The following is a 25,674-nucleotide window of genomic DNA, read 5'->3' on the forward strand; positions in this document are numbered from 1 at the left end:
CGCGTCGGCTCCAAGTGCAGTTCGAGGTACGTGCCCTCTCGCCGGATAACCGCCTGCAGACCTTGCTGGTCGAGGCGGTGGATGCGCTCGCCGCCCGCAAGAGCGTAGAGGCTAAGAATCTGCGCATCGTGACCGTGCGCAGCCGTGGTCATGCCCGCAGCGGTGGTGCGCGTGGCAACTTCTCGCTGGTGATGTTCAGCCAGGAGTTGCTGTCCCTGCTCGAAGCCGGCTTGAGCCTGGTGGAAGCGCTGGAGGGGCTGATCGAGAAGGAGACTACCCCGGTTTCGCGTAGCGTGATGGAGGCCTTGAATGCCCGCATCCGCGAAGGCTCCAAGCTCTCCGATGCGGTGGCTGCCCAGCCGGAGTTCTTTCCGCCGCTTTTCATCGGCATCGTGCGCGCTGCCGAGCGGACCAGCGATCTGGCCCAGGCCTTGCGCCGCTACATCGATTACCAGACGCGTCTGGACATGGTGCGCAGCAAGATCATCAGTGCCACCATCTACCCGGCGGTGCTGTTCTCGGTGGGCGGTCTGGTTGGACTCTTCCTGATGACTTACGTGGTGCCCAAGTTCGCAGCCGTGTACAAGGACAGTGGTCGCGAGATGCCCTTGATGTCGCGCTTGCTGCTGTCCTGGGGGGAACTCCTTGGGCAGCACACGCTGCTGGTCGGCATCGTCATGCTGGGGGTGGTGAGCGGCTTGGTGTGGATGGTGCGGCGCAATTCGCGTGAAGGCCGCTGGGCGCAACTGGCCAAGAAGATTCCGGGCATCGGTGAACGGGCCCGGATTCTGGAGTTGTCGCGGCTCTACCTCACGCTGGGGATGCTGCTCGATGGCGGGATTCCGATCGTGATGGCGATGGAGATGGTGGAGACTTCCGTGTCTGCCGAAACCCGTTTCAAGCTCAAAGGCGCTTGCGCCCAGATTTCGAGTGGCGAGAGCCTGTCGCAGGCTTTCGAGCAGCATGATCTGTCGACGCCGATCGCCTTGCGCATGCTGCGTGTGGGGGAGCGCTCCGGTCAGCTCGGCGCGATGCTCATGCGCTCGGCAAATTTTTACGAGGGTGAGAGCGCCCGCTGGATCGAGCGTTTTTCCAAGGTCTTCGAGCCCGCATTGATGGCCATGATCGGCGGCGTGATCGGTGTGATCATCGTGCTGCTGTACATGCCGATCTTCGATCTGGCGGGCTCGCTGCAATGAATGACAGCATGATCGAACTTGAAACCCTGAAACTCGCGCGCAGTTCTGCGCAGAAATCCGGGCGCCCGGTGATTGCCGAGCTGGAGGCCATGAGTGGACTCGACGCCCGCGAAGTGTTGCGTGCCGTTGCGGCCCACTTCCATTTTCCGGTCATCGAAACGGCGCACATGCTTGATCTGCAGCCGGCCTTTGATCTGCTGCCACTAGGGCGGGCCCAGCAGCGTGGCTGCGTGCTGATGCGTGATCCGGCCAAGTCGACGGCTGTGCTGGCCGTGCTGTCTGATCCGTTCGATGAGGATCTTCAGGTCTGGCTGGAGAGCAGTACCGGCCGGGCGCTACGTTATCGCCTCGCACTGCCCTCTGACATCCAGGCCTATCTTTCGCGCCAGGAAGAGTCGATCCGGGCCATCGACAGCATGATCACCACGGATTCTGGCGTGGCGGTGGATGGCAAGACACTGGAGAGTCTGACCTTCGCTTCGGTGAGTGATGCGGCCAGCCCGGCAGTAAAACTGGTTAACTCCACGCTCTACGATGCGCTGCGCCAGGGGGTGTCGGACATTCACCTGGAGAGCACGCCGAACGGCATGGTTTCCAAATACCGCATCGATGGGGTGCTGGATCTGGTGGCCACCATGCCCGGCGTGGCGCTAGCCGAGCAGGTGATCTCACGGATCAAGGTTTTATCGGAGCTTGATATAGCTGAGCGCCGCGTGCCGCAGGATGGCAGCTTCCGTGTTGAGGCGATGGGCCGTGAGATTGATCTGCGGGTGTCGATCATGCCCAGCATTCACGGCGAGGATGCGGTGATCCGGATTCTCGACAAGCAGGCCATGGTCGAGGCGCATGGCGGGCTGACTCTGGATGCGGCCGGTTTTGACCCGGATACACTGGCAACCTTGCGCCGTCTGGTACAGGAGCCGTATGGCATGGTGCTGGTGACCGGCCCGACCGGCTCGGGCAAGACCACCACGCTGTATGCCGCCCTCTCTGAGATCAATCACGGCCGCGACAAGATCATCACCATCGAGGATCCGGTCGAATACCAGTTGCCGGGTATCCTGCAGATCCCGGTTAACGACAAGAAGGGCCTGACCTTCGCGCGCGGCCTGCGATCAATTCTGCGTCACGATCCGGACAAAATCATGGTCGGTGAAATCCGTGACAAGGAAACTGCGGAGATTGCGGTGCAGTCTGCGCTTACGGGTCACCTTGTGCTCTCCACGGTGCACGCCAACAACGTTTATGACGTATTCGGGCGGTTCCATCACATCGGCGTCGATCTGTATTCCTTTGTCTCGGCCCTGAACGGTGTGATTGCCCAGCGCCTGGTGCGCCTGAACTGCAAGCATTGTGCTGTTCCCTATCGGCCGACGGATGCCGAACTGGCCGATGCCAGCCTCAGTGCGGAGGCGGTAAAGGATTACGTGTTCATGAAGGGGCGTGGCTGCGGGGATTGTCGTGGTTCCGGCTATCGTGGTCGCAAGGCGGTGGCCGAGGTGCTGACGATGAATCCCGAAATTGCTGAACTGATCGTCGAGCGCCGCTCAGTGCGTCAGATCATTGAAGCCGCACGCCGCAACGGTACGCGCAGCCTGTATGAAGATGCGCTGAGCCTGGTGGCGACCGGCGAAACCACGCTTGAGGAGGTACGTCGTGTCACACTCGCGGCGTAAACATTACGGACTGGGCTTGGGCTGCAAGGAAATGACAGTAGTCGACCTTGCCTCCCGGCGCCCGCTCACATCGCTGCCGCTGGACGCCTATGTGCCGGGCGTAGCACATGCTGTCAGCGCAGATTGGGGGCCGTCGATCGCCGCTCTGGCTGCCCAGATCGGGCAGGGCAGCGGGGCGGATCTACAGGTGACGGTGGCGGATGAGTGGGCGCGCTACTGGATTTTCATCGTGCCGGAAGGCGTCAGTCGCCTCGAAGAACTTCAGGCGCTCGCCGCGACGCGTTTCGAGGCCTTGTTTGGTGTCAGCACGCAGGGCTGGTGCATGCTGGCAGACTGGCGCGCAACCGGGGCGATCCTGGTCTGCGCCTTGCCTGAAAAGCTCGTCAATGCCCTGCAGGCCGCAGGTCTCAAGGGCTGGCGCGTGCGTTCCATCCAGCCCTCTGCCGTGCGTTTGCTGGGGGCTTTTGCGCGCCAGATTCCGGATGAATGCTGGGTGGCTGTGTATGGTCGTCATGGCGTTTTGCTGGCGCGGGTTGCCCAGGGTGAGGTGGTGCATGTGCGCCGCCATCCGCTGAGCAAGGTGATCGATGTCGAACGTCTGGAAGATTTGCTGGAGGCTGAAATCCTGCGCCTTGGCGGTGAGGCGCCGCCCGTACTCTGCGTGCTGGGTATCGAGCCGCCACTGGAGCCCGATAGCAAGCTGGCTGGCATGCGTTTGTTAATGCTGCAACAGAACGAGGAGGCTGGCCGCACGGTACGTTCTGAGGCCGGCACGCTGGCTTTGCAGGGAGTGCGCGGATGAAATCCCTGCAGATTGAATTTGCGTCTTCTCGCACTGGCGGGCACCGCAGCTCTGCGCGGAAGTGGTCGCTGGCCGTGCTGGTGGGGGGCGCGCTGGCTTTGTTTGGCCTAGTGGCCGGCAGCAGCTTCTCCCGCGAAGCCGGCGCACTGCGTCAGCAGGCGGCCGAGTTGGCCATGGAACGGGATGCCTTGCGCTCGGCTGCCCGACATCAGGAGCAGATCGCACCAGACATGCTGGATTCGATCAATGGCGTGATCCGCATCATGGATTACCCCTTGATCGATATTCTCGAAGCGCTCGAACACCGCGCGCGCCCGAACGTGGCCCTGATGTCGGCCGAGCTGGGGCCGGTTCGCTCCACCTTCCGCATCATTGTGCAGGCTGCAAGCCTGCCTGAAGCGCTGGATTATCTTGAGGACATGCGCAATGAACCCGGATTCCAGAATCTTGCGCTGACTCGTCAGGAAGCAAGTGGTGGTGATGGCCAGGGCTGGCGTTTTACGCTTGAAATGCCGCAGGCCGACGCGGTGCCGCGCGCTTTGAGCAAGGCGCCGGCAAGGGGGCAGGAATGAAGCGCGTCAATCTGGATTCCGCCGCGCACCTGCGCCTGCAGGCTGAACTTGCATTGTGGCGTTTTGGCTGGCGTTTGCCGCTGGCCGCGGTTGCGCTGTTGGCAGCCTTGCTGACCGGGCTGGTCTGGCTTCCGGCACAGTATCTCGGTCTGCAGGCCGCACAGGCAGAGCTGGAGCGTGCCCGCCAGACTCCCAGTGGTTTGAGCGTGCAGCAACAGGTGCCCCCGCTGCAGTTGTTCCGCGACACGCTGGCGATGCAGGATGCGACGCCGACCCAGCTACGCGTGATTCACCAGAAAGCGATCGAAGCGGGTCTGAGCGTTGCTCAACTTGATATGCGGCGGCAGGCTGACGGTGCGGGCGCCTTCTCGCAACTGCAGGTGTCGATGCCAGTCAAGGGCTCCTATCCGTCACTGAAGCGGTTTCTGGGTGAAATGCTCGGCCAGATGCCTTCAGTATCGGTGGACCAGCTCAACATCAAGCGCGAGCAGACTGGCAACAACATCATTGAAGCGCAGATTTCGCTTTCCATCTGGCAGCAGCCGGTGGCGGTTGCGGGGGGCGCACGATGAGTTCGCGCCAGCGTCTCCTGCTGATGCTTCCGCTGCTGGCCATTGCGGGCTGGCTTGCCTTGTTTGGTGACAAGACGCCACCGGAAGAGCAGGTGGCCATGCCTTCGCGTGGCATTTCTGCGTCTGCTGCAGCCTCTCCCGGAGCGCCGGCTGCGGAGGCCGTGTCGGAGCCCGAAGAAGCTCGCCCCGGGCAGGTCAAGCGCCTGGGCGCCCGAATGGGGCTGGTTGAGAGAGGCCAGCGCAGTACTGATCTTTTCAGCGGCACCGGGAGTGCTTCGCCCCCGCCAGCGCCAGCTGAAAATACGCCCCCTCCGCCGCCGCCCGAGCAGCCTTTCATATTGATTGGCCGCATGCTCGAAGCGGGGCGCTGGCAAGTGTTCCTTGAGCGCAATGGTGTGGCTTGGGCCTTGCGTGAAGGTGAGATGGCGGATGGTTTCAAACTCGTGAAAGTCAGCAGCAATGAAGTGAGGCTGTTGCGTGAAACGGACAAGACAGAGCTGGTAATACCGATCGATGGCGACAAGAGAGATTGAGCACATGAACACCTCCCGATATTTTCGCAAGGGGGCTGCCATCCTGGCGTTCGGCCTGCTGGCGGCCTGTGCCACCAGCGGCGTGCAGTCGAGCCTGGAGCGTGCCCAGGCACTCAGTGCCGCAGGTCAGTACGGCCCGGCTTGGCAGACGTTGCAAAGAGCCAGCGCAGATCACCCCGATAACGCCGAACTGCACAACGCAACGCTGGCTGCCCGCGAACGCTATGCGCTGCAATCCTTTCGCCGTGCCGAGTCAGCTCTGAATGAGGGGCGTTGGGAGGAGGCCCGCAGCGCCTATCGCGAGCTGGCTGCAATTCCTGGCCAGGCCAGTAAAGCCAACGAGGGGTTGGAGCGTGTTCAGCATGCTCAAGATGCGTCGGTTGTTCCTACTGTACGCAAGCTTGCTGCGCCTGCTGTGCTCGCCTCTACCAGTGTTGCCAGTAGTACTTCTTCTGCATCTGTCGCTGCCGTAGCAGGTAGCACTGCACTTCCGGGGCCGGCAGCAAATGCCGTGCCGTCAGTTTTTTCCACTTCGCCGGCCCAAAGCTCCGCTACGACGAGCGAGCTGCCCCAGGTGTTTGCGAATGCCAGTCAGGCGTCTGCTTCGTCAGCCATGGCCGTGCGTGAGCGTAGTACTGCAGCCGTTCGCGGCAATGCCATGTCTGCGGCCTCACTTGCCGCGGCCGCGCCTGCCGTTCAAGCACCGCTGGCTTCTGCCCCCGCTCCCGCTCCGGTCGTGGTGGAAGATCCGATGGCTCGCCGGGTTACGCTGGAATTTCGTGATGCAACCGTGCGCTCGCTCTTCGATGTGATTGGCAAGGCTTCTGGTCTCAACGTAATTTTCGACCGCGAAGTTTCGCCGGACCTGCGCACCACGGTCTATCTGCGCAATACCACGGTTCGCTCTGCCATCGAGAAGATCGTGATGACCAGTGGGCTTGCCTGGCGCAATCTCGACGAGAACACCCTGCTGGTCTATATGGACGACAGCAACAAGCAGCGTGACTATCAGGCCCTCACGGTGCGAAGCTTCCAGCTCTTCAACGCGGATGCGAAGTTTGTCGCTAATAGCCTGAAGACGGTGTTGCGCTTCACCAATCTGGTCGTGGATGAAAAGCTCAACATGATCGTGGTGCGTGATACGCCAGAAGCCATCGCCATGGCAGAGAAGCTGGTGGCCATGCACGATCAGTCCGAACCGGAAGTGATGCTGGAAGTGACCGTGCTTGAAGTCAGTAAGGGCAAGCTGGAAAATCTTGGCGTGTCCTGGCCGACTTCAATGAGCCTGACGCCGTTGGCGCGTAGTGCCTCTCCGGTCTCCAGTACGAGCTCCGGCACCACCACTAGCACAACCCCGCTGACTCTGCGTGATCTCTGGGGCTTGACCCCGGGTTCCTTGGGTATGACCCTGGGTAGCGATCTCGCCCTTAATTTCAATGCCACCGACAATGGCCTCAATTTGCTGGCTAATCCTCGTATTCGTGCCAAAAACAAGGAAAAAGCCAAGATTCTGATCGGTGAGCGGGTGCCTAATATCAGCTCCAACACGACTTCCACCGGCGTAATCAGTCAGGCGATTACCTATATCGATGTGGGTCTCAAGCTGGAGGTTGAGCCGCAGATTTTCCCGGGCGACGAAATCTCCATGAAGGTGAATCTGGAAGTCTCAAGCATCACCAGCACGGTCGAGAACAAAACCGCCGGCATCGTTGCTTACCGCATCGGTACTCGCAACGCGTCGACGGTGCTGCGCCTCAAGGATGGCGAGAACCAGATCCTTGCCGGCCTGATCCAGGATATCGACAAGAAGTCGGTCAGCAAAGTGCCGCTCTTGGGCGATATCCCGATCCTTGGCCGCCTGTTCCGTTCAGACTCCACGGATGACAGCAAGACCGAAATCGTGCTGTCGATCACGCCGCGCCTGATCCGTCAGAACCGTACGCTGGACGCCGATACCCGCAGCTTCAATGCAGGTACCCAGAGCAGCTTGCGTGGCCGTCGTGAGGGGGGGGAGGGTGGTGGTTCCTCGATCGAGTCTTCTCCCCAGGTCCAGCAGCCGGTGCAGCAGATCGTGGTGCAGCCGGTGAGCAACGGTGATGGCTCCCGTAAGTTTGGTGGTTCAAGTGACTGATCTGCAGCGCGCGGCCCCGGCGAGCCGGGGTTTCACCCTGATCGAGATGATCGTGGCGATGGCCATTCTGGCTTTGCTGCTGACCATTGCGGTGCCGCGCTACTTCGATGGCCTGGATCGCTCCAAGGATGCTGTGCTGATGGAAAACCTGAAGGTCACGCGTGACGTGATCGACAAATTCTATGGTGACAATGGCCGCTATCCGGACTCACTCGGCGAGCTTGTCGACAAGCGCTACCTGCGTGCGCTGCCGGTGGATCCGATCACCCAGAGCAATCGCAGCTGGGTGATCGTGCCGCCGGAGCCTCCGTTGCGCGGTCAGGTCTATGATCTGCACAGCGGCGCCAAGGGACATACCAAGGACGGCCGCCCATACTCCACACTTTGAAAAAGGCCCGGTTTGCCGGGCCTTTTCATGTCGTCTCAGTTTGGCTTGTGAAAACGGATGCCGTCATTGCCGTCATCCACGACCACTGTATCCTTTGCGCCAAATCGCCCTTCGAGGATCTCTTTGGCCAGCGGATTCTCAATGTGCTCCTGGATCGCGCGCTTGAGCGGGCGGGCACCAAAAACAGGATCGAAGCCAGCCTTGGCGACTTCAGCTAGCGCAGCCTCTGTCACGGTCAAGCCGATTTCCAGCTTGGCCAGACGTTTCTTGAGATTTTCCAGCTGGATGCGTGCAATCGACTTGATGTGCGCGTCGCCCAGGGCATGGAACACCACCACCTCGTCGATGCGGTTGATGAACTCGGGGCGGAAGAAGCTCTTCACCTCGCTCATCACTGCGGCCTTGATCGAGGCGTAAGGCTCGCCGGCCATCTGCTGGATCATCTGGCTGCCCAGATTGGACGTCATCACGATCACGGTGTTCTTGAAGTCCACGGTGCGACCCTGACCATCAGTCATGCGCCCGTCGTCGAGTACCTGCAGCAGCACGTTGAAGACGTCCGGGTGGGCCTTTTCGACTTCATCGAAGAGCAGCACGGAGTAGGGCTTGCGGCGCACCTGCTCGGTGAGATAACCGCCTTCCTCGTAACCGACATATCCCGGCGGTGCGCCGATCAGGCGGGCGACTGAATGCTTCTCCATGAACTCGCTCATGTCGATGCGGATCAGGTGTTCCTCGGAGTCAAACAGGAAGCCGGCCAGTGTCTTGCACAGTTCAGTCTTGCCCACGCCAGTCGGGCCGAGGAAGAGGAAGGAGCCGTAGGGCCGGCCTTCTTCAGACAACCCCGCGCGCGAGCGGCGGATCGCGTCGCTCACGAGGCGCACGGCTTCATCCTGCCCAATCACGCGTTCGTGCAGCTTCTCTTCCATCTTCAAGAGTTTTTCGCGCTCGCCTTGCATCATTTTGCTGACCGGGATGCCGGTAGCACGTGACACGACTTCGGCGATTTCCTCGGCGCCGACCTGGGTGCGCAATAGCTTGTTGGCGGGGCGACTGGTTTCTGCGCCTTCCGCTGCGTGCAACTGGGCTTCCAGCTTCGGCAATTCGCCATACTGAAGTTCGCTCATCTTCTGCCAGTCACCCGCGCGACGGGCTTCCTCCATCTTCTGACGCAGCGCTTCAATCGCTTCCTTGATGTGTTGTGAGCCCACCACCACGGCTTTCTCGGCCTTCCAGACCTCTTCCAGATCGGTGTATTCGCGCTCCAGCTTGCTGATCTCGTCTTCGATCAGCCCCATGCGTTTCTGCGAGGCTTCGTCCTTCTCGCGGCGCACGGCTTCGCGCTCGATCTTGAGTTGGATGATGCGGCGCTCCAGCTTGTCCATCACCTCGGGCTTGGAGTCGATTTCCATGCGGATCCGCGCGGCGGCCTCGTCGATCAGGTCGATGGCCTTGTCCGGCAGGAAACGGTCGGTGATGTAGCGGTGGCTCAGCTCGGCGGCAGCGACGATGGCCGGGTCGGTGATATCCACGCCGTGGTGCAGCTCGTACTTCTCCTGCAGGCCACGCAGGATCGCGATGGTGGACTCGACGGAGGGTTCGTCGACCAGCACCTTCTGGAAGCGGCGCTCCAGCGCGGCATCCTTCTCGATGTATTTGCGGTACTCGTCCAGCGTGGTCGCTCCGATGCAGTGCAGCTCGCCGCGCGCCAGAGCAGGCTTGAGCATGTTGCCGGCGTCCATCGCGCCTTCGGCCTTGCCTGCGCCGACCATGGTGTGCAGTTCGTCGATGAAGATGATGAGCTGGCCTTCTTCCTTGGCGATGTCGTTGAGCACCGCCTTCAGACGTTCTTCGAATTCGCCGCGATACTTGGCGCCGGCCAGGAGCGCCGCCATGTCCAGTGACAGGACGCGCTTGCCCTTGAGGGTTTCCGGTACTTCGCCATTGATGATGCGCTGGGCGAGACCTTCAACGATGGCCGTCTTGCCCACGCCCGGCTCGCCGATCAGCACCGGGTTGTTCTTGGTGCGGCGCTGCAGGATCTGGATCGCGCGGCGGATTTCATCGTCGCGCCCGATCACTGGGTCGAGCTTGCCCTGACGGGCACGATCGGTGAGGTCCAGACAATATTTCTTCAATGCTTCACGTTGAGATTCGGCTTCGGCGTCCGTCACGCTGGCGCCGCCGCGCACGGCCTCAATCGCGGCTTCCAGCGCTTTCTGGCTGGCTCCGTGTTCCTTGAAGAGGCGCCCGGTGTCGCCCTTGTCCTTGCATAACGCGAGTAGAAACATCTCGCTGGCAATGAACTGGTCGCCGCGTTGTTGGGCTTCACGGTCGGTCACGTTGAGCAGGTTGGCGAGATCGCGGCCAACCTGTACTTCCCCGTTGCCGCCCTGCACCTGTGGCAAGCGGTCGATGGCGCGGTCCAATGCGGTCTTCAGCGCCGGTACATTCATTCCGGCGCGGATCAGCAAGGAGGCGGTGCCGCCATCTTCCTGAGCCAGCAGAGCAGCAAGCAGATGTTGTGGTTCGATGTACTGGCCATCGTGACCCACGGCAATGCTCTGAGCATCTGCGAGGGCCTGCTGGAATTTGGTGGTGAGCTTGTCGAAACGCATGGTTGGGGCTCCTGTATCTGTCTGATGGAAACATGGGGCCCCCATGAGGGGCTTTCAAGTCCGGCCGCCTGCGGCCGTAAAGCAGGAGAGGGTCTTTGCTGGGGCAATCCCTGTTGCAGCAAGGCCAGAACTTTGTGAGTGTTTTCCTGAAAAGAGGAGTTTTGTATGCCAACGAAACCGGAAGACGCAGTGGCCCAGATGCAGAAAAAGAACCTTGAATCTGCCATGCGCCTCGCACAGCTTTCCATTGAGAACTCCCAGCGCATCCTGCAATTGCAGGTGGATGTGGCCCGCGAGATCTTTGATGACGGCGTGAACAGCGCCAAGGCACTGGCTCAGGCCAAATCACCGCAGGACGCAATGGAGTTGCGGGCTCGCTATGCGCAGCATGCGGCGGACAAGATGTTCTCCTGTAGCCGCAGCATTGCCGAAATCACCTCCGATATGCAGGCCGAACTGGGACATCTGGTGAGTGATCAGCTCAACAAGGGCGGCCAGGAAATGTTCGATGCCATGCAGCAGATGCTCAAGGGCATGCCGCTCAATAGTCACGCTGCTGCTGAAGCCCTGCAGCATACTTTTGATACCGCCCGCAAGACGCTGGAGCAGGTGGCCAAGGCCTCCAGCGATGCGTTCTCCTCCTTTGCCCAGATGCCAGGCGGAAAGAAGTAGCCTGCGCAAAACAGAAGGTAGAAGGCCATCACTGCGCGCGTAGCGATGGCCCTTGCTGTTGAACAGACTCTTGCTTTCAGGCTGGGTTGCGCAGTATCTGGCGAGCCGCGTTGAGGCCGGAGCGCACCGCGGCTTCGATGGTGGCGGGGTAGGGGGAATTGACGTAGTCGCCCGCGAGCAGGAGGTTCTTTACCGGCGTGATGGTGAGTGGGCGTACAACGCCCGGGCGGCAGGCAAAGGTGGCGCGTTTTTCGGTGATGACCTGGCTCCAGCGAGGTGCTGGCAGCTTGCGCAGGGGGAACAGGGCTTCCACTGCTTGATGTGCCTGCAGTGCGAGCTCTTCGCGTGGGAGTGCCGTGTGCGGCCCGCTGGCCGAGATCACGCCGGCCAGCAGCCCCTTCTCGCCGGTGCTGCGCTGCTTGTCAAAGAGCCACTGCACGACTGAACCGGAAAGCTGGATCATCGCCTCGGGCAGACTGACGTCCTCATCGTAGGCCAGATATACGGTGGTGATCGGTTCATGTGGCAGGGCATCGATCTGACCACGCAGGTAAGTCAGCTCGGCAAAATTACCGAGCAGACTGCTGGCGTGATAGGGCGCGGTGGCGACGATGACATGACTGTAGTGCGAGCTTTCCCCCGGATCACCCTCCAGGAAGAAGCGCCCATCAATCAGACTGACCTGTTTGATCGGGCTCGCGGTGTGGATCGCAGTGCCGTTCGTGCCCAAGTACACTCCGGCCTGCACCGGCAGTAGTTCCGAGAGGTCGACCCGCGGGATCAGCATTTCGGAGGCTGAGGCAGAGGCGCCGACTGAGTCGCGCAGCACATTCGCGAATACCTGCGCGGAAGCCTGTTCGGGCGGCGTGTTGAGTGCCGCCACACACAGCTGGTTCCACATCAGCTCGCACAGCAGGGGCGTTTGCCGGGTGCGCTTGAGCAATGTGCTGACCGGGTAGTCCTCACCAAGCTTCCAGTCGCATTTTTTCAGGAAGCGGATCAGGCGCAGGGCTGCAAAACGGTCTGTCCAGGAGAGCTCGCGGCTGCGCAGCAGGCCAACAGCCAGATGTAGCGGTGCGGGCAGTGCGGCCGCACGCAGGTTGAGGCGCCCCGGCACATGCAGCACGAAAGGCAGGCTCAGCAGGCGCTTGGGATTCACTCTCAGAAAGCGCAAGAGGCGCAGGGTTTCGGTATAGGCGCCGAGCAGAATGTGCTGACCGTTGTCCAGACGGTAGCCATCCTTCTCCACTACGCGGGCGCGGCCACCCATCACGCGCGACGCTTCGAAGACGGTCACGTCTACGCCAGCCCGGGTCAGTTCGACGGCGGCGGCCAGGCCGGCATAGCCGGCACCGATGATGGCGACGCGGGTGCTCATTTCAGCTCTTGATCCAGGCTTTCACTGCTAGCCATAGTTTACGCAGCGGGGTCAGCGAGACGCGGTGGGTCAGCACGCGGCAGCCGTCAGCCTCCACTTCGCGCAGGGTCTCGCGATAGATTGCCGCCATGATCAGGCCGGCGCGCTGGCTCTTGCGATCTTCAGCGGGAAGCTGGGTGAGCGCCTGATCATAGTATTTCTGTGCGCGCTCGATCTGGAAGCTCATCAGGCGCTGGAAGTTTTCGCTGTTGCGCGCATCGAGAATGTCTTTCGCTGGGACATTGAATTGCTCCAGCTCGGATACCGGCAGGTAAATGCGTCCGCGGCGGGCATCTTCGCCCACATCGCGGATGATATTGGTGAGCTGGAAGGCAATGCCCAGGTCGTGGGCGTATTTGAGCGTCTGGCGATTCGTGTAGCCGAAGATCTCGGCCGCAAGCAGGCCTACCACGCTGGCTACCCGATAGCAGTAGAGCTGCAAGTCCTTGAAGTCAGCGTAGCGCGCCTGCTCCAGATCCATTTGCATGCCGTCGATGATTTCGAGCAGTTGCTCCTGCGGCAGGCGGAACTGCTGTACCACGTCCTTCAATGCCTGGCCGACCGGATGCTCCGGCGTACCGGCGTAGATCTTCGTGACCTCGCTGCGCCACCAGTCAAGCTGGCGGGCTGCCACATCCGGATCGTGGGTCTCGTCGACCACATCGTCCACCTCACGGCAAAAGGCATACAGCGCGGTGATTGCACGGCGCCGATCCGGGGTGAGGAAACGGAAGCTGTAGTAGAAGGAGGAGCCGCTGGCGGCAGCTTTCTGTTCGCAATATTCGTCGGGAGTCATGTCATTTCATCCAAAGAGCCCGCCAGGCGAGCAGCAGCCAGTCCAGCTTGCCCAGCTCCGGGCGCTGGCGGAACACATCGTAATCCACGGCTTCGATCTGCTCGAGGATGCGCAGTCCGCCTTGAACCACCAGTCGCAATTCCCAGCCGACGCGGCCTGGTAGTGCTGCTGTGAGCGGAGCGCCCTCGAGCATCATGGCACGGGCATGCTTCACTTCATGTTGCATCAGCGCCCGAAAGGCCGCATCGCAATCTGCGGCAGCAATTTGCGTTTCGCTTACCGCAAACTGCACAAGACTTGTTTGTGGCAGATAGACGCGCTCCTTGCGCCAATCGATACCGACGTCCTGCCAGAAGTTGATCAGTTGCAACGCGGAGCAGATGAGGTCGGAACGGCGCAGATTTTCATCTGTAGCTTTCGCGTAGAGATGCAACAGGAGCCGCCCGACCGGGTTGGCAGAGCGGCGGCAATAGTCGAGCAAATCCGGAAAGTCGGCATAGCGCTTCTTGACCACATCCTGCGCAAAGGCATCGAGCAGATCGCGCAGAAGCTGGACCGGCAGGGCCCATTGGCGCACATTCAGCGCCAGACGGGCAAACAGCGGCTCGTCCGGTGTGCTGCCGGCTTCTATCTGATCAAGCTGTTGCTGGTATCTGGCGAGGCTGGCCAGACGCTCTGCAGGTGAGGCATCGCCTTCGTCAGCAATATCGTCCGCTGTGCGGGCGAAGGCATAAATGGCCTCCACCGGCTCACGCAGATGGCGTGGCAGGAGGATGGAGGCAACCGGGAAGTTCTCGTAATGATCAACACTCATGAGGGCTGCGAGTATAGCTGCCCTCAGCAGGCTTCGGCCGGGCTATAATCCGCCCCTCCTTTCGGTGCGCTGCGCTCGCAGCGCCCTCAAGGCCCAGGTGGCGAAATTGGTAGACGCACCAGATTTAGGTTCTGGCGTAGCAATACGTGGGGGTTCGAGTCCCTTCCTGGGCACCACTAGGTTTTTCACGGCGTGCAGTACTTCACGGCTGATGTTTGTGAGCCGTTCAAGCTTGCCTGCGGGCTGTGTGCTCATTCAAGGCTAAGTGTGCGCGGCCAGCATCATGAGCGAAGCCCACTTCAGAATTTTGCCAGTCCGCGGCGTGACCCGTGGCGGCGAGCTCTACTGCGACAAGTTCCTGTCCAGGCTGCCGAGCGGCTTGCCCACGAGCGCGGACGGATCTGTCTCGCCGCGGCTTAGCGCCGGGCTCGGTAGGTCCGCAGCAACATCGGGTGCTTTCAGAAAGCAGCGCTTTGTCGTTACACTTGGCGCAGCTTCAGGTTCCTGCTCTGCGTCATGCACGTGCAGGTGAAATGGGAAGCCGGTGCGTGCAGCCTTCGGGTTGCGACAATTCCGGCGCTGCCCCCGCAACGGTAAGCGAGTCAAGAATGAACCGGTCAGCACGCTGCTGCTGATCTGGCCACTGTATCCAGTCGGGTATGGGAAGGCGGTTCATTCCGGTGTGCCTTGGGCCACCACTCGCAAGCCCGGAGACCTGCCTGATGCATTGACGCAGGCCGTTGCGGTGGGCGATGGGGTGCATGTCATGAGGGGCCTCATTGCGTCCCTGTCTGTGCCCGTCCGGTGTACTTCAGCGCGGGCCGCAGCTCATGATGTACATCCCTTCTTTCTCTCCTGGCCGTTCCGGCCCGCGTCGTTTCATCCACTACGCAGCGCCCGGTGGGGGCGCAAAGGAGAGTCGTAATGCATATCGAACCGGGCCAGTTGGCCGCTTCCACAATTCTCGGTGCCAATGTCGTCGCCAGCGCGCTACTGGTCAGCCAGTTGCCGGGCCTGCTGCGGCGTCCGGCGCTGTGGCTGCGCACTCTGCTGGCGGCAGGCTTTTTCTCGCTGTTCATGCAGATGTATCACCTGCCGGTGGGGCCGTCTGAACTGCATTTTGTTGGCGCCATGCCGATCTACCTGTTGTTCGGTTTCCTGCCAACGCTGTTCGGCTTCGCCTTGGGGCTGCTAGCGCAGGGGCTGATTTTCGAACCGCAGGATCTGCTGCATCTGGGCGTTAATGCGCTCTCGCTGATGCTGCCGCTGCTGGCAGTGCACTTCAGCATTGGCCGCCGCCTGACTGAGGCAGCCCGTAATGGCGAGATCGCGTCCCTGCTCAAGCTGGATGGTTTCTATTACTCAGGCATCACCTTGATGGTGGGTTTCTGGCTCAGCCAGGGACTGGTGGTGACGCCACTCGTGGAGTGGGCTCACTTCGCTGCGAGCTATGTGACGCTGGTGCTCTTGGAGCCGGTGTTTACCTGGGGCATTGTCAGCCTCCTGTCGCGAGGTGTCGGGCAGGCTGCCGCGCCGGCCTGGGCGCGTCTGTGCCTGGATGAGAAGCTGGTTCAGCGCAGCGCGGCCTGACGATGTCAGTTGTCGCAAAGATGCCTGCCGGCCAGCCCGGCACGGTCTGGTTTGTTGGTGCCGGCCCGGGCGATCCTGAGCTCATCACCGTCAAGGGCCGTAGCCTGATCGAAGTGGCCGGCGCGATCTTGTTCGCCGGCTCGCTGGTCAGCGAGGCCGCTACGCGCTGGGCGCCGCCCGCGTGTGTGATCACCGACAGCAAGGACATGACGCTGGAGCAGATGTCCGAATGGCTCGTAGAACAGAGCTCACGCCATGCTGTGGTCGTGCGCTTGCAGACGGGAGACCCGGCGCTCTACGGCACGCTGATCGAGATGGTGCGGCCGTTGGATGCGCTGGGCATTCCGGTGGGCGTGGTGCCCGGAGTTTCGTCGGCAATGGCCTCGGCGGCGGCGGCGGTGGAAAGCTTCACGCTGCCGGAGATCACCCAGACGACCATTTTCACGCGTATCGAAGGGCGCACACCGATGCCTCCCGGTGAGGACCTCGCCGCGCTGGCGGCGCATCGCTGCACGCTGTGCATCTTCCTGTCCATCACCCTGATGCACAAGCTCGAAGCGGGCTTGCGCGCAGCGGGCTGGGCGGAGGATGCACCGATTCTCGTCGTGCACAAGGCGAGCTGGCCGGGTGAGGAAATCATCCTGCGCGGCACGCTCGCCACCATCAAACAACAGTGTCGTGAAGCCCGCATCGTGAGCCAGGCCATGGTGATCGCAAGCCCCACCCTGGGCGCACGCGAATGGCCCGAACTCGCACGCTCCAAACTTTACGACCCGCGCTTCACCCATCGATTCAGAAAGGCCAGCGCATGAATACCACGACTATCCTCCTCGTCGGCCACGGCTCGCGCGAGGAATCCGGCAACGCCGAAATCCGCGATTTTGTTACCCAGTGGCGCAGCCGCCAGCCGGCATGGCGGATCGAGGTCTGCTTCATCGAGTTTGCTCCGCCATCGCTGCATGATGGCTTGCTCGCGGCGGCAGCACAGAGCCGGCGCGTCTTCGTGCTGCCGCTGATCCTCAATGCAGCCGGGCATGTGAAGATGGAAATCCCGGAAGCCATCGAGCATGCACGCGAACATTGCCCGGGGGTCGAGTTCCTGTATGGCCCCCATCTGAGCGCGTGCGATCCGATCCTGGATATCCTCAAGAATCGTCTGCGCGCCGGCATGCAGCAGCTCGACGTACCGGACCCGACCACCACCGGCATCATCCTGCTCGGCCGTGGTTCTTCCGATCGCGCCGCCAATGGCGACATGGCCAAGATGGCGCGCTGGTTGCAGGAGGAGGGCGATCACGAGCTGGTGGATCTGGCTTTCACCGGCATCACCTGGCCCCGCCTGGAGCGGGTGGTGCAGCGCCAGGCCTTGCTGGGCATGACCCAGATCGTGGTGCTGCCTTACTACCTTTACACTGGCACGCTGATGCAGCGCATCCATCGCCAGGTGGCGCATCTGCGCAGCCAGTATCCGCAGATCCGGTTTGCCTGTGGCGAGCATTTCGGTTTCGAGCCCGAGATCTTTGCCCTGCTTGAGCAGCGGGTGGAAGATCTCAAGGCGGGGCGCGCCGAGAGCACCTTGCCTTGCGATGGCTGCAGCTATCGTGAGCTGGCGCATGACATGGGGCATGGCCACTCGCATGAGCATACCCATGCGCCGCAGCCGCTGAGCTTTGTGACCCCCGGCGCGCAGCCACTGCATGCGGAGCACGCCGGATGAGCAGTGTGAATACCGTCACCGAGCAGCTCACGCGCGCCGGTCAGCTCATTGAGCACGATAGCTTCGCGATCATCGATGCAGAGGTCGGCACGCATGCCTACAGCGCTGAGCAGTGGCCCATCGTGCGCCGCATGATTCACGCCAATGCCGACTTCGAGTTCAACGGCCTGACGGCCTTCCATCCGCAGGCGGTGGAGGCGGGCATCGCTGCAATGCTGGGCGGTGCTGCCGCGATGGTGGCGGATGTCGAGATGATCTGCTCTGGACTCTCGCGGCCGCGTCTGGCGCACTTTGGCATTCAGCCGCATCACTTCATCAGCGATCCGGATGTGATCGCCGCCGCCCAGTTGGCGGATACGACGCGGGCCGTGCAGGCCATGCGCAAGGCGCAGCGCCTGGGTTTGCTGGAAGGGGCTATTGTCGGCATCGGTAATGCGCCCACGGCGCTGATCGAGTTGGTGCGCCTGATCCGCGAAGAAGGCGTGCGTCCCGCGCTGGTCATCGGAATGCCGGTGGGCTTTGTGGCCGCAGCAGAGTCCAAGGCCTTGATGGCGGAAATCGATGCTGTGCCGTGGATCGTGATCCGGGGCCGCAAAGGCGGTTCCACACTGGTGGTGGCGGCACTGCATGCCTTGCTGGCACTGGCCGAGGCCAGGCAGAAAGCCCAGCATGAGTGAGGCCACGGGCGCCTCGCCCAAACCGCGCGGCACGCGTACCGGTTTCACGACCGGTGCCTGCTCTGCCGCTGCGGCGCGGGCGGCGGTTCATGGGCTGATGCTGGGGGTGATCCCCGCGCGCATCGAGTCTCAATTGCCGAATGCGCAGCGTGTGGAGTTCGCCGTTTGTGAGCCTTACTGCCAGCCGCCCGGCGAGGATGGCCGCGTCATGCTGGCGCGGGCAGTCGTCGTGAAGTTTGCGGGTGATGACCCGGACTGTACCGATGGCGCACGGCTCACGGCCGAGCTGCAGCGCCTGCCCGGGCGTGCCGGCTGGATCGAGATTACCGGTGGAGCAGGGGTGGGTGTGGTGAGTCTGCCCGGGCTGGGGCTGCCGGTGGGGGAGGCTGCGATCAACCCCAAGCCGCGCGCCAATATCGAGGCCAATCTGCGAGAGGTGGCGGGCAGCCTGCTGGCACAGGACGGGCTGCGCGTGATCATCTCGGTGCCCGGCGGCGAGGAGATGGCGCGCAAGACACACAATGCGCGTCTGGGCATTCTCGGCGGCATCTCGATTCTCGGTACCACCGGCATCGTCAAGCCTTACAGCACTGCAGCCTGGCGCGCGAGCGTGGTGCAGGGCGTGCAACTGGCGGCCAGCCTCGGCCAGCGAAACGCGCGCTCGATCGTGGTGCTGACGACGGGCGGGCGCACCGAGCAGTTTGCCATGCGTGAATACGCCGATCTGGCGCCGGGCGCCTTTGTGCAGATGGGGGACTTCCTGCGCTATGCGCTGGACGAAGCCGCTGTGCGCGGCATCCGCCAGGTGGTGATCGCCGCCATGGTGGGCAAACTGACCAAGATCGCCCAGGGCGAGACCATCACCCACGCCAACCGGGCCGAGGTGGACACCCGTCTGCTGGCCGGGTTGGCCGCCGGGATTGGCGCCAGTGCCGAGGATTGCGCGGAGATTGAAGCCAATCCGACCGCCCGTTTCGCGGCTGAGCGCATGGCCGAGCGCGGGCTGCATCTTGCCTTTCATCAGGCGCTGGCCGAACGCACCGTGCATACCTTGTGCGACCCGCAGGTGGGGCGCTACGCCGGCCGCTTCTCGCTGCAGGTGCTGGTATGTGATTTCGATGGCCAGAAAATCTGCGCAGCGCGCTCCGCCGCCGCCGATCCGCAGCTGGCCAATCTGCCGCTGCAGCCAGTAGCGGCCGATGACGAGGAGCAGGACTGAAACCATGAATGACGTGTCGTGTAATACCGTGGCGCGCGATCCCTTGCCGTGCCGCGTGATCGGGGTGCTGGATGATGGCGCGGCCAGCCTGGCGTCTCCCGCGCTGGCCCACCTGCGTGCCGCGCAGTTGGTGATTGGCGCACCGCGAACCCTGGCTTTGTTCGAGGACGAAATCGCGCCCGATGCCGAGCGCCATGTGCTGGGCGCCTTGCCCGAGGTTGTGGAGCGCATTCGCCTCGCCCGTGAGGCGAATCAGGCGGTGGTCCTGCTCGCCACCGGCGATCCGCTGTGCCATGGCATCGCGGCTTACCTGGCGGCGCGCTTGTGTCTGCAGGCCATCGAGGTGATGCCCAATGTATCCACTCTGCAGCTGGCCTGCGCACGTGTTGGCCTGCCCTGGGCGGATGCCCGCATCGTATCGATCCATGCCCGCGATGCCGGCGAGTGGCTGCCGGGTGCGCCACCTGGCCACGGCCTGTATGAACTGGCGCAGGCTTTGCGCCAGCATGATCGCTTGCTGGTGCTGACCAGCCCCGCCAATACCCCGGATCGGGTCGCCCGGCTGCTGTTGGCGGAGGGACTGGGTGAGGATTTCGAGCTGGCCGTGGCTGAGCGCCTGAACCAGGCCGGCGAGCGGGTACAGGCTGATCTGCGCCCAGCAGATGCAGCCAGGATGCAGTTTGCAGACCCCAATGTGCTGTTGCTGTGGCGAGTGCGCGAGCGTCGCCAGCTGGTGCGTTTCGGCCTGATGGACGCGGCCTATGCCCAGCGCCAGCCGGAGAAGGGCCTGATCACCAAGCAGGAGGTGCGGGCCGTATCACTCGCTCGCATGCAGTTACGGGCCGATAGCCTGGTGTGGGACATCGGCGCCGGCAGCGGCTCGGTGGGTCTGGAAGCTGCGCGTCTGTGTCCGCAGGGGCATGTGTGGGCGATCGAGAAAAATCCGGATGACTACCTGATCGCGGCGCAGAACCGGGCAGCCTTCGGGGTCAGCAATCACAGCCTGGTGCAGGGGCGGGCGCCGCAGTATCTCGATCAGTGGCCAGACCCGGATGCGGTGTTCATTGGCGGCTCCGGCGGCGAGTTGGCTGCGCTGATCAGCCTGTGTCTGCAGCGCCTGCGCCCAGCCGGCTGGCTGGTGATGAATTTCGTGACCCTGGAAAACCTCACTGTTGCGACCCAGACCCTGACGGCAGCAGGCGCCGTCTGGGATGTGCTGCAACTGCAGGCGGCGCGCAGCAAACCGATTCTCGCCATGCACAGGATGGCGGCAGAGAACCCGGTGTGGATCGTGTGCGCCCGGCAGGGCGACGCGCAAATGGACAAGGAAATGATGGATGGTGAATGAAGCTTCACGCATGGGCACGCTATACGGGCTCAGCCTGGGCCCGGGCGATCCTGGCCTGATCACGCGGCGGGCCTGGCAGTTGCTGGAGAGGCGCGATGCGCTATGGGTCTATCCCACGCGCAGCAGCAAGTCGCCCAGCTATGCTTACGACATTGTTGGGCGGGCTGGCCTGCTGCCGCCGGCTGAGCATCAGGCGCTGCTGTTTCCGATGACGCATGATGCCGAGAAGCTGGTGCGCAGCTGGGAACGTGCGGCTGATTACGTGCTGCCGCGTCTGCGGGCCGGGCAGGATGTGATGTTCCTGGTGGAGGGGGACGCCAGTACCTATGCGACCTTCGGCCATCTGGTGCGCAGTTTGCGGGCGCGCGAGGAAGGCCTGGCGGTGGAGGTGGTGGCGGGGGTGAATTCCTTCAGCGCCGCCAGTGCGGCACTGGCTCGCCCCTTGTGCGAGCAGGACGATACGGTGGCCATCGTGCCCGCCGCCTATGGTGTGAGCGCGATCGATCGTCTGCTGGACGATTTCGATTCGCTGGTGCTGCTCAAGGTCAAACCCCTGATCGAAGATCTCCTCGACTGGCTGGAGGCGCGTGAGCTGCTCGCGGGTGCCAGCCTCATCGAACGCTGCGGGGCGCCTGACGAACGCATCCTGCGTGGAGAGGAGATGCTCGCTTTGCGTGGCAGCACAGTCAGCTATCTGTCGCTGATGCTGGTGCATAGCCCGCACCGGATTCGTGGCGAGCGAATCCGGGGCTGCCTGAAGAAAAACACTCGCCAGGCGCAAGCCGCTGGGGCGCCGGCATGAGCACGATGGATTCTGTGTCTCCGGTATTGCCGCGGCTGGTGCTGGTGGCGATCACCCGCCATGGTGCGGCCCAGGCCGCCAGGCTCGCCGCAGCCCTGCCGCTGGCCGAGCTGTGCGTGGCGGCAAAGTTTGGTGAAGCGCTGGAAGGTTTGCCGAATCGCGTGCACAGCTACACCGGCGCGTTTCGCGACGAAATCGCAGCGCTGTTTGCGGGTTACGACCAGATCGTTTTCTTTGTTTCGCTCGGCGCCGTGGTGCGCCTGATCGCCCCGCACCTCAAGAACAAGGATGAAGACCCTGGCGTGCTGGTGATCGATGACGCTGGCCAGTTCGTGATTCCGGTGCTCTCGGGCCATGTGGGCGGCGCCAACGCGATGGCCGAGACCATCGCCGCCTTGCTGGGCGCGGCGCCGGTACTGACCACCGCTTCCGACGTAGGCAAGACCATTCCGGTCGACATCCTTGGCCGCGAGCTTGGCTGGCGCGTTGAGGCTCCGAAAATCAATATCACCCGGGTGTCGGCAGCGGTAGTCAATGAGGAACCCGTGGCCTTCGTGCAGGAGGCTGGCTCCCCGCACTGGTGGACCCGGCCCACGCCGGTGCCGCCCAACATCCATCTGTATCCGCGTTTTGCCGATGTGCCGCTCGAGCGCTATGGCGCCGTGCTGTGGGTGACCCATGGCGAGATCGCGCCCGCGCAGTGGGAAGCCCTCAGCGAGCGGCTGGTGGTCTATCGCCCGCCGCTGGGGGGCGCATGAAAGTCGCCATCGGTCTGGGCTGCGATCGCGGCACGCCGCAGGCAACACTTGAGCGTGCGGTGGATGAGGCCCTCGAGATGGCCGGCGCCGTGGCCGATGAAGTCGTGGCGCTGGCCAGCATCACGCTCAAGGCTGACGAAGCCGGGCTGCTGGCTTTGGCACAGGCGCGCGGTTGGCCCTTGTGCTTCTATCCGCCGGCGCTGCTGGCCGAAGTGGAGGTGCCCAATCCCTCGGAAACGGTGCGGCATTACACCGGCACACCCTCGGTGAGCGAAGCGGCGGCCTTGCTCGCGGCGCAGGCTGCCGATGCGCGAGCCCTGCGGGTCGAGAAGCATCGCGTGAAGGGGGCGGATGGGCGGAATGCCACGGTCTCGGTGGCCGCAGTAGGTGCCGAGCGCATCCTCTTCGATCATCAGGCTCGCCAGTCGGCACATGCGCTGCTGGCTGCGCGGCGCGACATGCGTCATTTCCAGAGCGGCTGCAGCATCGATGCGGCAACCCGCGAGCGCCTGGCCGCAGCCTTGATGCAGGCACCCTCGGTTGGCCTGATGCAGCCCTGGCGTGTGCTGCGCATCAGCGACGATGCATTGCGCGCACGCCTGGCTGACTGCGTGAGCGCCGAGTGCGAGCGCACTGCGCAGGCCTTGGGAGCACGCGAAGAGGCCTTCCGTGCGCTCAAGGTGGAGGGCGTGCGCGAGTGCGCCGAGCTGTGGGTAGTGCTGCTGGCGCCGGATGACGGCACCGTGTTCGGCCGCCGCACGATGCCGCAGGAAATGGCCTGGTGTTCGGTTGGCGCGGCGGTGCAGAACCTGTGGCTGGCCGCCCGCGCAGAGAACCTGGGCTTGGGCTGGGTATCGCTGTTCGAGCCGGCGGAGCTGGCCGGGTTGTTGCAGTTGCCGCCGGGCGCCCAGGCTCTGGGCCTGCTGTGCATCGGCCCGGTGGCGAGCTTTTATCCGGCACCGATGCTGAGCCTTGCCGACTGGCGCCAGCCACGCGATGCCGCCGCATTGTTCGGCGAGAACCGCTGGGCATTTTCCGAAGATTCCGCGGCGGATGCCTGTGCATCTGCCGGGCCATTGAAGCAGGAGTAGTGATGCAGTCCGCAATTCAAACCGAGGGCGCTACGGGCGCCGGCAAGATCATGCTGGTGGGTATCGGCCCTGGCAGCGTGGAACACATGACTGGCCGTGCCCGGGCGGCGATCGCCGAGGCCGATACGATCATTGGATACGTCACCTACATCAAGCTGGTGGCCGATCTGATCGAAGGCAAGGAAGTCATCCGCAAGAGCATGACCGAAGAGCTCGATCGCGCCATCGAGGCGCTGGAGCGTGCGCGCGCGGGCAAGAAAGTGGCGCTGGTGTCCTCGGGAGACGCCGGCGTCTACGGCATGGCCGGGCCCACCTACGAGGTGTTGTTTCAGGCCGGATGGACGCCGGACTCGGGCATCGAGGTCGAAATCGTGCCGGGGGCGTCGGCGATCAACAGTTGTGCGGCCCGGGTGGGGGCGCCGCTGACCCATGATTTCTGTGCCATTTCCCTGTCGGACCTGCTCACCCCCTGGCCGGTCATCGCGCGACGCCTGGACGCCGCCGCTGCCGCCGATTTCGTGGTGGCGCTGTACAACCCCCGCAGCGGACGACGCACACGCCAGATCACCGAGGCGCAGCGCCTGTTCCTGCGCCATCGGCGGCCTGAAACGCCGGTGGCCATCGTCAAGAGTGCCTACCGGCGCCGCGAAAACATCGTTTTCACGACCCTGGCGCAGATGGTGGACGCTGACATCGGCATGCTCAGCACGGTGCTGATCGGCAACAGCAGCACCTTCGTGCGTCATGGCTGCATGGTCACGCCGCGCGGCTATGCCAACAAATACGATCTTGCGCAAGGCTGCACACACGAAGGAGAGAAGGCCGGGCGTTCGCTGTCGACCGGGCTGCTCGGCTGGCTGCAGAACTTGCAGGCGGATGTGGCAGACGGTATCTCACTGGAGGAGCTGGCCCGGCGCCATCGCCTGCCACTCGAATACCTGCGCGACACGCTCGCCGAGCCGCTACCGGAGGCGCTTGAGGCCGTCTCAGAGGAGGGCGGTGAATGAGTAGCCAGGAGAAGGATACGGTCGTGGTGAAACCGCGCATTGCTGACTATGGACGCCACCTGCTGGTGTGCACCGGCCCCCGCTGTGCGCAGGATGGCGCAGCACAAGCCTTGTTCGACAGCCTGGGCGAGAAACTCAAGGCTGCCGGGCTCGATAGCGGGCCGCTGCGCGTCAAGCGCAGCCGGGTCAGCTGCTTTGCGGCCTGCAAAGGCGGGCCGATCCTGTGTGTGCAGCCAGATGGCACCTGGTATTACCAGGTCACGCCGGAGAACATGGATCGCATCATCACTGAGCATCTCGCGGGTGGCCGCTCCGTCAGCGAACTGGTGTTCCACCAAGGCCCGTGTTCCCCGCCTGCCGGAGGTGGTGAGCTCATGGAGTAGAGAGGAGGCCTCTGGGGTCTTCCGGAGCAAAGCTGTAAGCCCGCTGTTTGCGGGCTTACAGTCATGACCTGATGCGATGCGTTTTTAAGCTTGGTGCCCGGGACGGGAATCGAACCCGTACAGCTTGCGCCGAGGGATTTTAAGTCCCTTGTGTCTACCAGTTTCACCACCCGGGCAGGGCGCCGAATTCTAACCCGAAAGCTTGGTCTGGCTGGCTTTGCAGGGGATTATTTGTCGGCCCTTGGTAGGCTCATGTCACGGCTGTGTGCTATCAGGCGAAGGGCCAGTCCGAACAGGAACAGGGCCCAGTGGGTGACCCGGTCTGCCGCGCCGAGATGTGCCGCGCCGTAGAGCATGACTGCGACAAGGATGGAGACCGTGCCGTAGAAGTCGCGATGCAGGATGAAGGGGACTTCATTCACCATCATGTCGCGCACGAGACCTCCGCCCACCGCAGTGATGAAGCCGAGGAAGGCGACGCCGAACAGGTTCAGCTCCAGCCCGATGCCGACTTGAGCGCCGGCAATGCTGAAGGCGACCAAGCCGATTGAGTCCGCAATGATGAAGGCGCGGCGCAGGAAGAGCTGGCTGTGGCGATGCAGTTTGATCAGCCAGGCGACGCTCAGGGTGGCAAAGCAGGCCATGACTGGACTGGCGTTGATGAAGACGAGGGGCATGCGGCCGATCAGGGCGTCGCGCAGGAGGCCGCCACCAATCGCTGTGAGGAGCGCCAGGATGGTGATGCCGAGAATGTCAAACTGCTTGTGGGCGCCGATCAGGTAGCCGGAGATCGAGAACGAGACCGTGCCGATCAGATAGAGCCAGTCGAAGGAAATCAGGTTGTCCATGGCATGGCCGTAAATGAAACTGCCCGGCAGTGCCGGGCAGCATG

General features: G+C 62.9%; 25 protein-coding genes, 2 tRNA genes and 1 riboswitch. Of the genes, 21 read left to right on the forward strand and 6 right to left on the reverse strand.

What is annotated here, in order from left to right; all coding sequences use genetic code 11:
* The first annotated feature begins 14 nt into the window (after positions 1–14).
* The 8 genes from HJ583_RS16925 to HJ583_RS16960 are packed head-to-tail and all read left to right on the forward strand — an operon-like array spanning position 15 to position 7,873.
* Complete coding sequence (locus HJ583_RS16925; protein ID WP_101943947.1) at positions 15–1,199, forward strand: type II secretion system F family protein; 1,185 nt, start codon at positions 15–17, stop codon at positions 1,197–1,199.
* 8 nt (positions 1,200–1,207) lie between these two features.
* Positions 1,208–2,875, forward strand: a complete 1,668-nt coding sequence (locus HJ583_RS16930) for a GspE/PulE family protein (RefSeq protein ID WP_216821778.1) — start codon at positions 1,208–1,210, stop codon at positions 2,873–2,875.
* Between the two features lie 31 nt (positions 2,876–2,906).
* Entirely contained in the window at positions 2,907–3,677 is a 771-nt protein-coding gene (locus HJ583_RS16935; RefSeq protein WP_170023028.1) for a hypothetical protein, read from the forward strand.
* Entirely contained in the window at positions 3,674–4,249 is a 576-nt protein-coding gene (locus HJ583_RS16940; RefSeq protein ID WP_170023029.1) for a hypothetical protein, read from the forward strand. Before HJ583_RS16935 ends, HJ583_RS16940 begins: the two co-directional genes overlap by 4 nt.
* Entirely contained in the window at positions 4,246–4,821 is a 576-nt protein-coding gene (pilO, locus tag HJ583_RS16945; RefSeq protein WP_170023030.1) for a type 4a pilus biogenesis protein PilO, read from the forward strand. The genes HJ583_RS16940 and pilO overlap by 4 nt, the downstream gene beginning before the upstream one ends.
* On the forward strand, positions 4,818–5,354 hold the full coding sequence (locus HJ583_RS16950; protein WP_170023031.1) for a hypothetical protein: 537 nt from the start codon (positions 4,818–4,820) through the stop codon (positions 5,352–5,354). The genes pilO and HJ583_RS16950 overlap by 4 nt, the downstream gene beginning before the upstream one ends.
* 4 nt (positions 5,355–5,358) lie before the next feature.
* A complete protein-coding gene (locus HJ583_RS16955; RefSeq protein ID WP_170023032.1) occupies positions 5,359–7,485 on the forward strand; it encodes a secretin N-terminal domain-containing protein in 2,127 nt (708 codons plus the stop codon).
* Positions 7,478–7,873: a type II secretion system protein gene (locus tag HJ583_RS16960; RefSeq protein ID WP_328824936.1), complete on the forward strand. Its 396-nt coding sequence runs from the start codon at positions 7,478–7,480 to the stop codon at positions 7,871–7,873. The genes HJ583_RS16955 and HJ583_RS16960 overlap by 8 nt, the downstream gene beginning before the upstream one ends.
* A gap of 35 nt (positions 7,874–7,908) precedes the next feature.
* On the opposite strand, the gene clpB is transcribed toward HJ583_RS16960, so the two are convergent.
* On the reverse strand, positions 7,909–10,491 hold the full coding sequence (gene clpB, locus HJ583_RS16965; protein ID WP_170023034.1) for an ATP-dependent chaperone ClpB: 2,583 nt from the start codon (positions 10,489–10,491) through the stop codon (positions 7,909–7,911).
* Between the two features lie 165 nt (positions 10,492–10,656).
* Here clpB and HJ583_RS16970 point away from each other — a divergent pair, with 165 nt between their 5' ends.
* The gene (locus tag HJ583_RS16970) at positions 10,657–11,163 is read left to right on the forward strand and encodes a phasin family protein (RefSeq protein ID WP_101943535.1); all 507 of its coding nucleotides are present in this window, start codon (positions 10,657–10,659) and stop codon (positions 11,161–11,163) included.
* A gap of 76 nt (positions 11,164–11,239) precedes the next feature.
* Here HJ583_RS16970 and hpnE read toward each other — a convergent pair whose 3' ends face one another.
* The 3 genes from hpnE to hpnC are packed head-to-tail and all read right to left on the reverse strand — an operon-like array spanning position 11,240 to position 14,190.
* On the reverse strand, positions 11,240–12,541 hold the full coding sequence (gene hpnE / locus HJ583_RS16975; RefSeq protein ID WP_170023035.1) for a hydroxysqualene dehydroxylase HpnE: 1,302 nt from the start codon (positions 12,539–12,541) through the stop codon (positions 11,240–11,242).
* A 1-nt stretch (position 12,542) separates the two neighbouring features.
* Positions 12,543–13,376: a presqualene diphosphate synthase HpnD gene (gene hpnD, locus HJ583_RS16980; RefSeq protein WP_170023036.1), complete on the reverse strand. Its 834-nt coding sequence runs from the start codon at positions 13,374–13,376 to the stop codon at positions 12,543–12,545.
* 1 nt (position 13,377) lies between these two features.
* On the reverse strand, positions 13,378–14,190 hold the full coding sequence (hpnC, locus tag HJ583_RS16985) for a squalene synthase HpnC (protein ID WP_170023037.1): 813 nt from the start codon (positions 14,188–14,190) through the stop codon (positions 13,378–13,380).
* Between the two features lie 91 nt (positions 14,191–14,281).
* Between hpnC and HJ583_RS16990 the strand changes: the two genes are divergently transcribed.
* The 12 genes from HJ583_RS16990 (at position 14,282) to HJ583_RS17050 (ending at position 24,782) form a co-directional block, all read left to right on the forward strand.
* A tRNA-Leu gene (locus tag HJ583_RS16990) sits at positions 14,282–14,366 on the forward strand.
* Between the two features lie 305 nt (positions 14,367–14,671).
* A riboswitch (cobalamin riboswitch) is annotated at positions 14,672–14,927 on the forward strand.
* 187 nt (positions 14,928–15,114) lie between these two features.
* Positions 15,115–15,780: an energy-coupling factor ABC transporter permease gene (locus HJ583_RS16995; protein WP_170023038.1), complete on the forward strand. Its 666-nt coding sequence runs from the start codon at positions 15,115–15,117 to the stop codon at positions 15,778–15,780.
* Positions 15,781–15,782: 2 nt separating this feature from the next.
* Positions 15,783–16,592: a precorrin-4 C(11)-methyltransferase gene (gene cobM, locus HJ583_RS17000; protein WP_170023039.1), complete on the forward strand. Its 810-nt coding sequence runs from the start codon at positions 15,783–15,785 to the stop codon at positions 16,590–16,592.
* Positions 16,589–17,497 carry a sirohydrochlorin chelatase gene (locus HJ583_RS17005; RefSeq protein WP_170023040.1) on the forward strand — a complete coding sequence of 303 codons (909 nt, stop codon included), beginning with the start codon at positions 16,589–16,591 and terminating at the stop codon, positions 17,495–17,497. The genes cobM and HJ583_RS17005 overlap by 4 nt, the downstream gene beginning before the upstream one ends.
* Positions 17,494–18,174, forward strand: coding sequence for a precorrin-8X methylmutase (locus HJ583_RS17010; RefSeq protein ID WP_170023041.1), 681 nt, complete (start codon positions 17,494–17,496; stop codon positions 18,172–18,174). Before HJ583_RS17005 ends, HJ583_RS17010 begins: the two co-directional genes overlap by 4 nt.
* On the forward strand, positions 18,167–19,393 hold the full coding sequence (locus HJ583_RS17015) for a cobalt-precorrin-5B (C(1))-methyltransferase (protein WP_170023042.1): 1,227 nt from the start codon (positions 18,167–18,169) through the stop codon (positions 19,391–19,393). The genes HJ583_RS17010 and HJ583_RS17015 overlap by 8 nt, the downstream gene beginning before the upstream one ends.
* A 4-nt stretch (positions 19,394–19,397) precedes the next feature.
* On the forward strand, positions 19,398–20,741 hold the full coding sequence (gene cbiE / locus HJ583_RS17020) for a precorrin-6y C5,15-methyltransferase (decarboxylating) subunit CbiE (RefSeq protein WP_170023043.1): 1,344 nt from the start codon (positions 19,398–19,400) through the stop codon (positions 20,739–20,741).
* Positions 20,731–21,543: a precorrin-2 C(20)-methyltransferase gene (gene cobI / locus HJ583_RS17025; protein WP_170023044.1), complete on the forward strand. Its 813-nt coding sequence runs from the start codon at positions 20,731–20,733 to the stop codon at positions 21,541–21,543. The genes cbiE and cobI overlap by 11 nt, the downstream gene beginning before the upstream one ends.
* A complete protein-coding gene (locus HJ583_RS17030; RefSeq protein ID WP_170023045.1) occupies positions 21,540–22,301 on the forward strand; it encodes a cobalamin biosynthesis central domain-containing protein in 762 nt (253 codons plus the stop codon). The genes cobI and HJ583_RS17030 overlap by 4 nt, the downstream gene beginning before the upstream one ends.
* On the forward strand, positions 22,298–23,392 hold the full coding sequence (gene bluB / locus HJ583_RS19375; RefSeq protein WP_217423490.1) for a 5,6-dimethylbenzimidazole synthase: 1,095 nt from the start codon (positions 22,298–22,300) through the stop codon (positions 23,390–23,392). The genes HJ583_RS17030 and bluB overlap by 4 nt, the downstream gene beginning before the upstream one ends.
* Before the next feature lie 2 nt (positions 23,393–23,394).
* Positions 23,395–24,399 (forward strand): precorrin-3B C(17)-methyltransferase, encoded by a 1,005-nt coding sequence (gene cobJ, locus HJ583_RS17045; RefSeq protein ID WP_235943909.1) that lies wholly within the window; start codon positions 23,395–23,397, stop codon positions 24,397–24,399.
* A complete protein-coding gene (locus tag HJ583_RS17050) occupies positions 24,396–24,782 on the forward strand; it encodes a (2Fe-2S) ferredoxin domain-containing protein (protein WP_170023046.1) in 387 nt (128 codons plus the stop codon). Before cobJ ends, HJ583_RS17050 begins: the two co-directional genes overlap by 4 nt.
* A gap of 91 nt (positions 24,783–24,873) precedes the next feature.
* Here HJ583_RS17050 and HJ583_RS17055 read toward each other — a convergent pair.
* Both HJ583_RS17055 and HJ583_RS17060 read right to left on the reverse strand, forming a co-directional pair.
* Positions 24,874–24,958, reverse strand: a tRNA-Leu gene (locus tag HJ583_RS17055).
* Between the two features lie 51 nt (positions 24,959–25,009).
* Positions 25,010–25,630: a trimeric intracellular cation channel family protein gene (locus HJ583_RS17060; protein ID WP_170023047.1), complete on the reverse strand. Its 621-nt coding sequence runs from the start codon at positions 25,628–25,630 to the stop codon at positions 25,010–25,012.
* Between the last annotated feature and the right edge of the window lie 44 nt (positions 25,631–25,674).

The organism is Uliginosibacterium aquaticum (genome assembly GCF_012972705.2).
Lineage (GTDB): Bacteria > Pseudomonadota > Gammaproteobacteria > Burkholderiales > Rhodocyclaceae > Uliginosibacterium > Uliginosibacterium aquaticum.

What these genes read in the sequence shown, in the direction of transcription:
- HJ583_RS16995 (WP_170023038.1), top strand. Translation starts at nt 15,115, where the DNA reads ATGCATATCGAACCGGGCCAGTTGGCCGCTTCCACAATTCTCGGTGCC.
- cbiE (WP_170023043.1), top strand. Translation starts at nt 19,398, where the DNA reads ATGAATGACGTGTCGTGTAATACCGTGGCGCGCGATCCCTTGCCGTGC.
- HJ583_RS17005 (WP_170023040.1), top strand. Translation starts at nt 16,589, where the DNA reads ATGAATACCACGACTATCCTCCTCGTCGGCCACGGCTCGCGCGAGGAA.
- HJ583_RS17060 (WP_170023047.1), bottom strand. Translation starts at nt 25,630, where the DNA reads ATGGACAACCTGATTTCCTTCGACTGGCTCTATCTGATCGGCACGGTC.
- HJ583_RS16940 (WP_170023029.1), top strand. Translation starts at nt 3,674, where the DNA reads ATGAAATCCCTGCAGATTGAATTTGCGTCTTCTCGCACTGGCGGGCAC.
- HJ583_RS17050 (WP_170023046.1), top strand. Translation starts at nt 24,396, where the DNA reads ATGAGTAGCCAGGAGAAGGATACGGTCGTGGTGAAACCGCGCATTGCT.
- bluB (WP_217423490.1), top strand. Translation starts at nt 22,298, where the DNA reads ATGAAAGTCGCCATCGGTCTGGGCTGCGATCGCGGCACGCCGCAGGCA.
- HJ583_RS16950 (WP_170023031.1), top strand. Translation starts at nt 4,818, where the DNA reads ATGAGTTCGCGCCAGCGTCTCCTGCTGATGCTTCCGCTGCTGGCCATT.
- hpnC (WP_170023037.1), bottom strand. Translation starts at nt 14,190, where the DNA reads ATGAGTGTTGATCATTACGAGAACTTCCCGGTTGCCTCCATCCTCCTG.
- hpnE (WP_170023035.1), bottom strand. Translation starts at nt 12,541, where the DNA reads ATGAGCACCCGCGTCGCCATCATCGGTGCCGGCTATGCCGGCCTGGCC.
- cobJ (WP_235943909.1), top strand. Translation starts at nt 23,395, where the DNA reads ATGCAGTCCGCAATTCAAACCGAGGGCGCTACGGGCGCCGGCAAGATC.
- pilO (WP_170023030.1), top strand. Translation starts at nt 4,246, where the DNA reads ATGAAGCGCGTCAATCTGGATTCCGCCGCGCACCTGCGCCTGCAGGCT.
- HJ583_RS16930 (WP_216821778.1), top strand. Translation starts at nt 1,208, where the DNA reads ATGATCGAACTTGAAACCCTGAAACTCGCGCGCAGTTCTGCGCAGAAA.
- HJ583_RS17015 (WP_170023042.1), top strand. Translation starts at nt 18,167, where the DNA reads ATGAGTGAGGCCACGGGCGCCTCGCCCAAACCGCGCGGCACGCGTACC.
- HJ583_RS16935 (WP_170023028.1), top strand. Translation starts at nt 2,907, where the DNA reads ATGACAGTAGTCGACCTTGCCTCCCGGCGCCCGCTCACATCGCTGCCG.
- cobI (WP_170023044.1), top strand. Translation starts at nt 20,731, where the DNA reads ATGGTGAATGAAGCTTCACGCATGGGCACGCTATACGGGCTCAGCCTG.
- HJ583_RS17010 (WP_170023041.1), top strand. Translation starts at nt 17,494, where the DNA reads ATGAGCAGTGTGAATACCGTCACCGAGCAGCTCACGCGCGCCGGTCAG.
- cobM (WP_170023039.1), top strand. Translation starts at nt 15,783, where the DNA reads ATGTCAGTTGTCGCAAAGATGCCTGCCGGCCAGCCCGGCACGGTCTGG.
- hpnD (WP_170023036.1), bottom strand. Translation starts at nt 13,376, where the DNA reads ATGACTCCCGACGAATATTGCGAACAGAAAGCTGCCGCCAGCGGCTCC.
- HJ583_RS16955 (WP_170023032.1), top strand. Translation starts at nt 5,359, where the DNA reads ATGAACACCTCCCGATATTTTCGCAAGGGGGCTGCCATCCTGGCGTTC.
- HJ583_RS17030 (WP_170023045.1), top strand. Translation starts at nt 21,540, where the DNA reads ATGAGCACGATGGATTCTGTGTCTCCGGTATTGCCGCGGCTGGTGCTG.
- clpB (WP_170023034.1), bottom strand. Translation starts at nt 10,491, where the DNA reads ATGCGTTTCGACAAGCTCACCACCAAATTCCAGCAGGCCCTCGCAGAT.
- HJ583_RS16970 (WP_101943535.1), top strand. Translation starts at nt 10,657, where the DNA reads ATGCCAACGAAACCGGAAGACGCAGTGGCCCAGATGCAGAAAAAGAAC.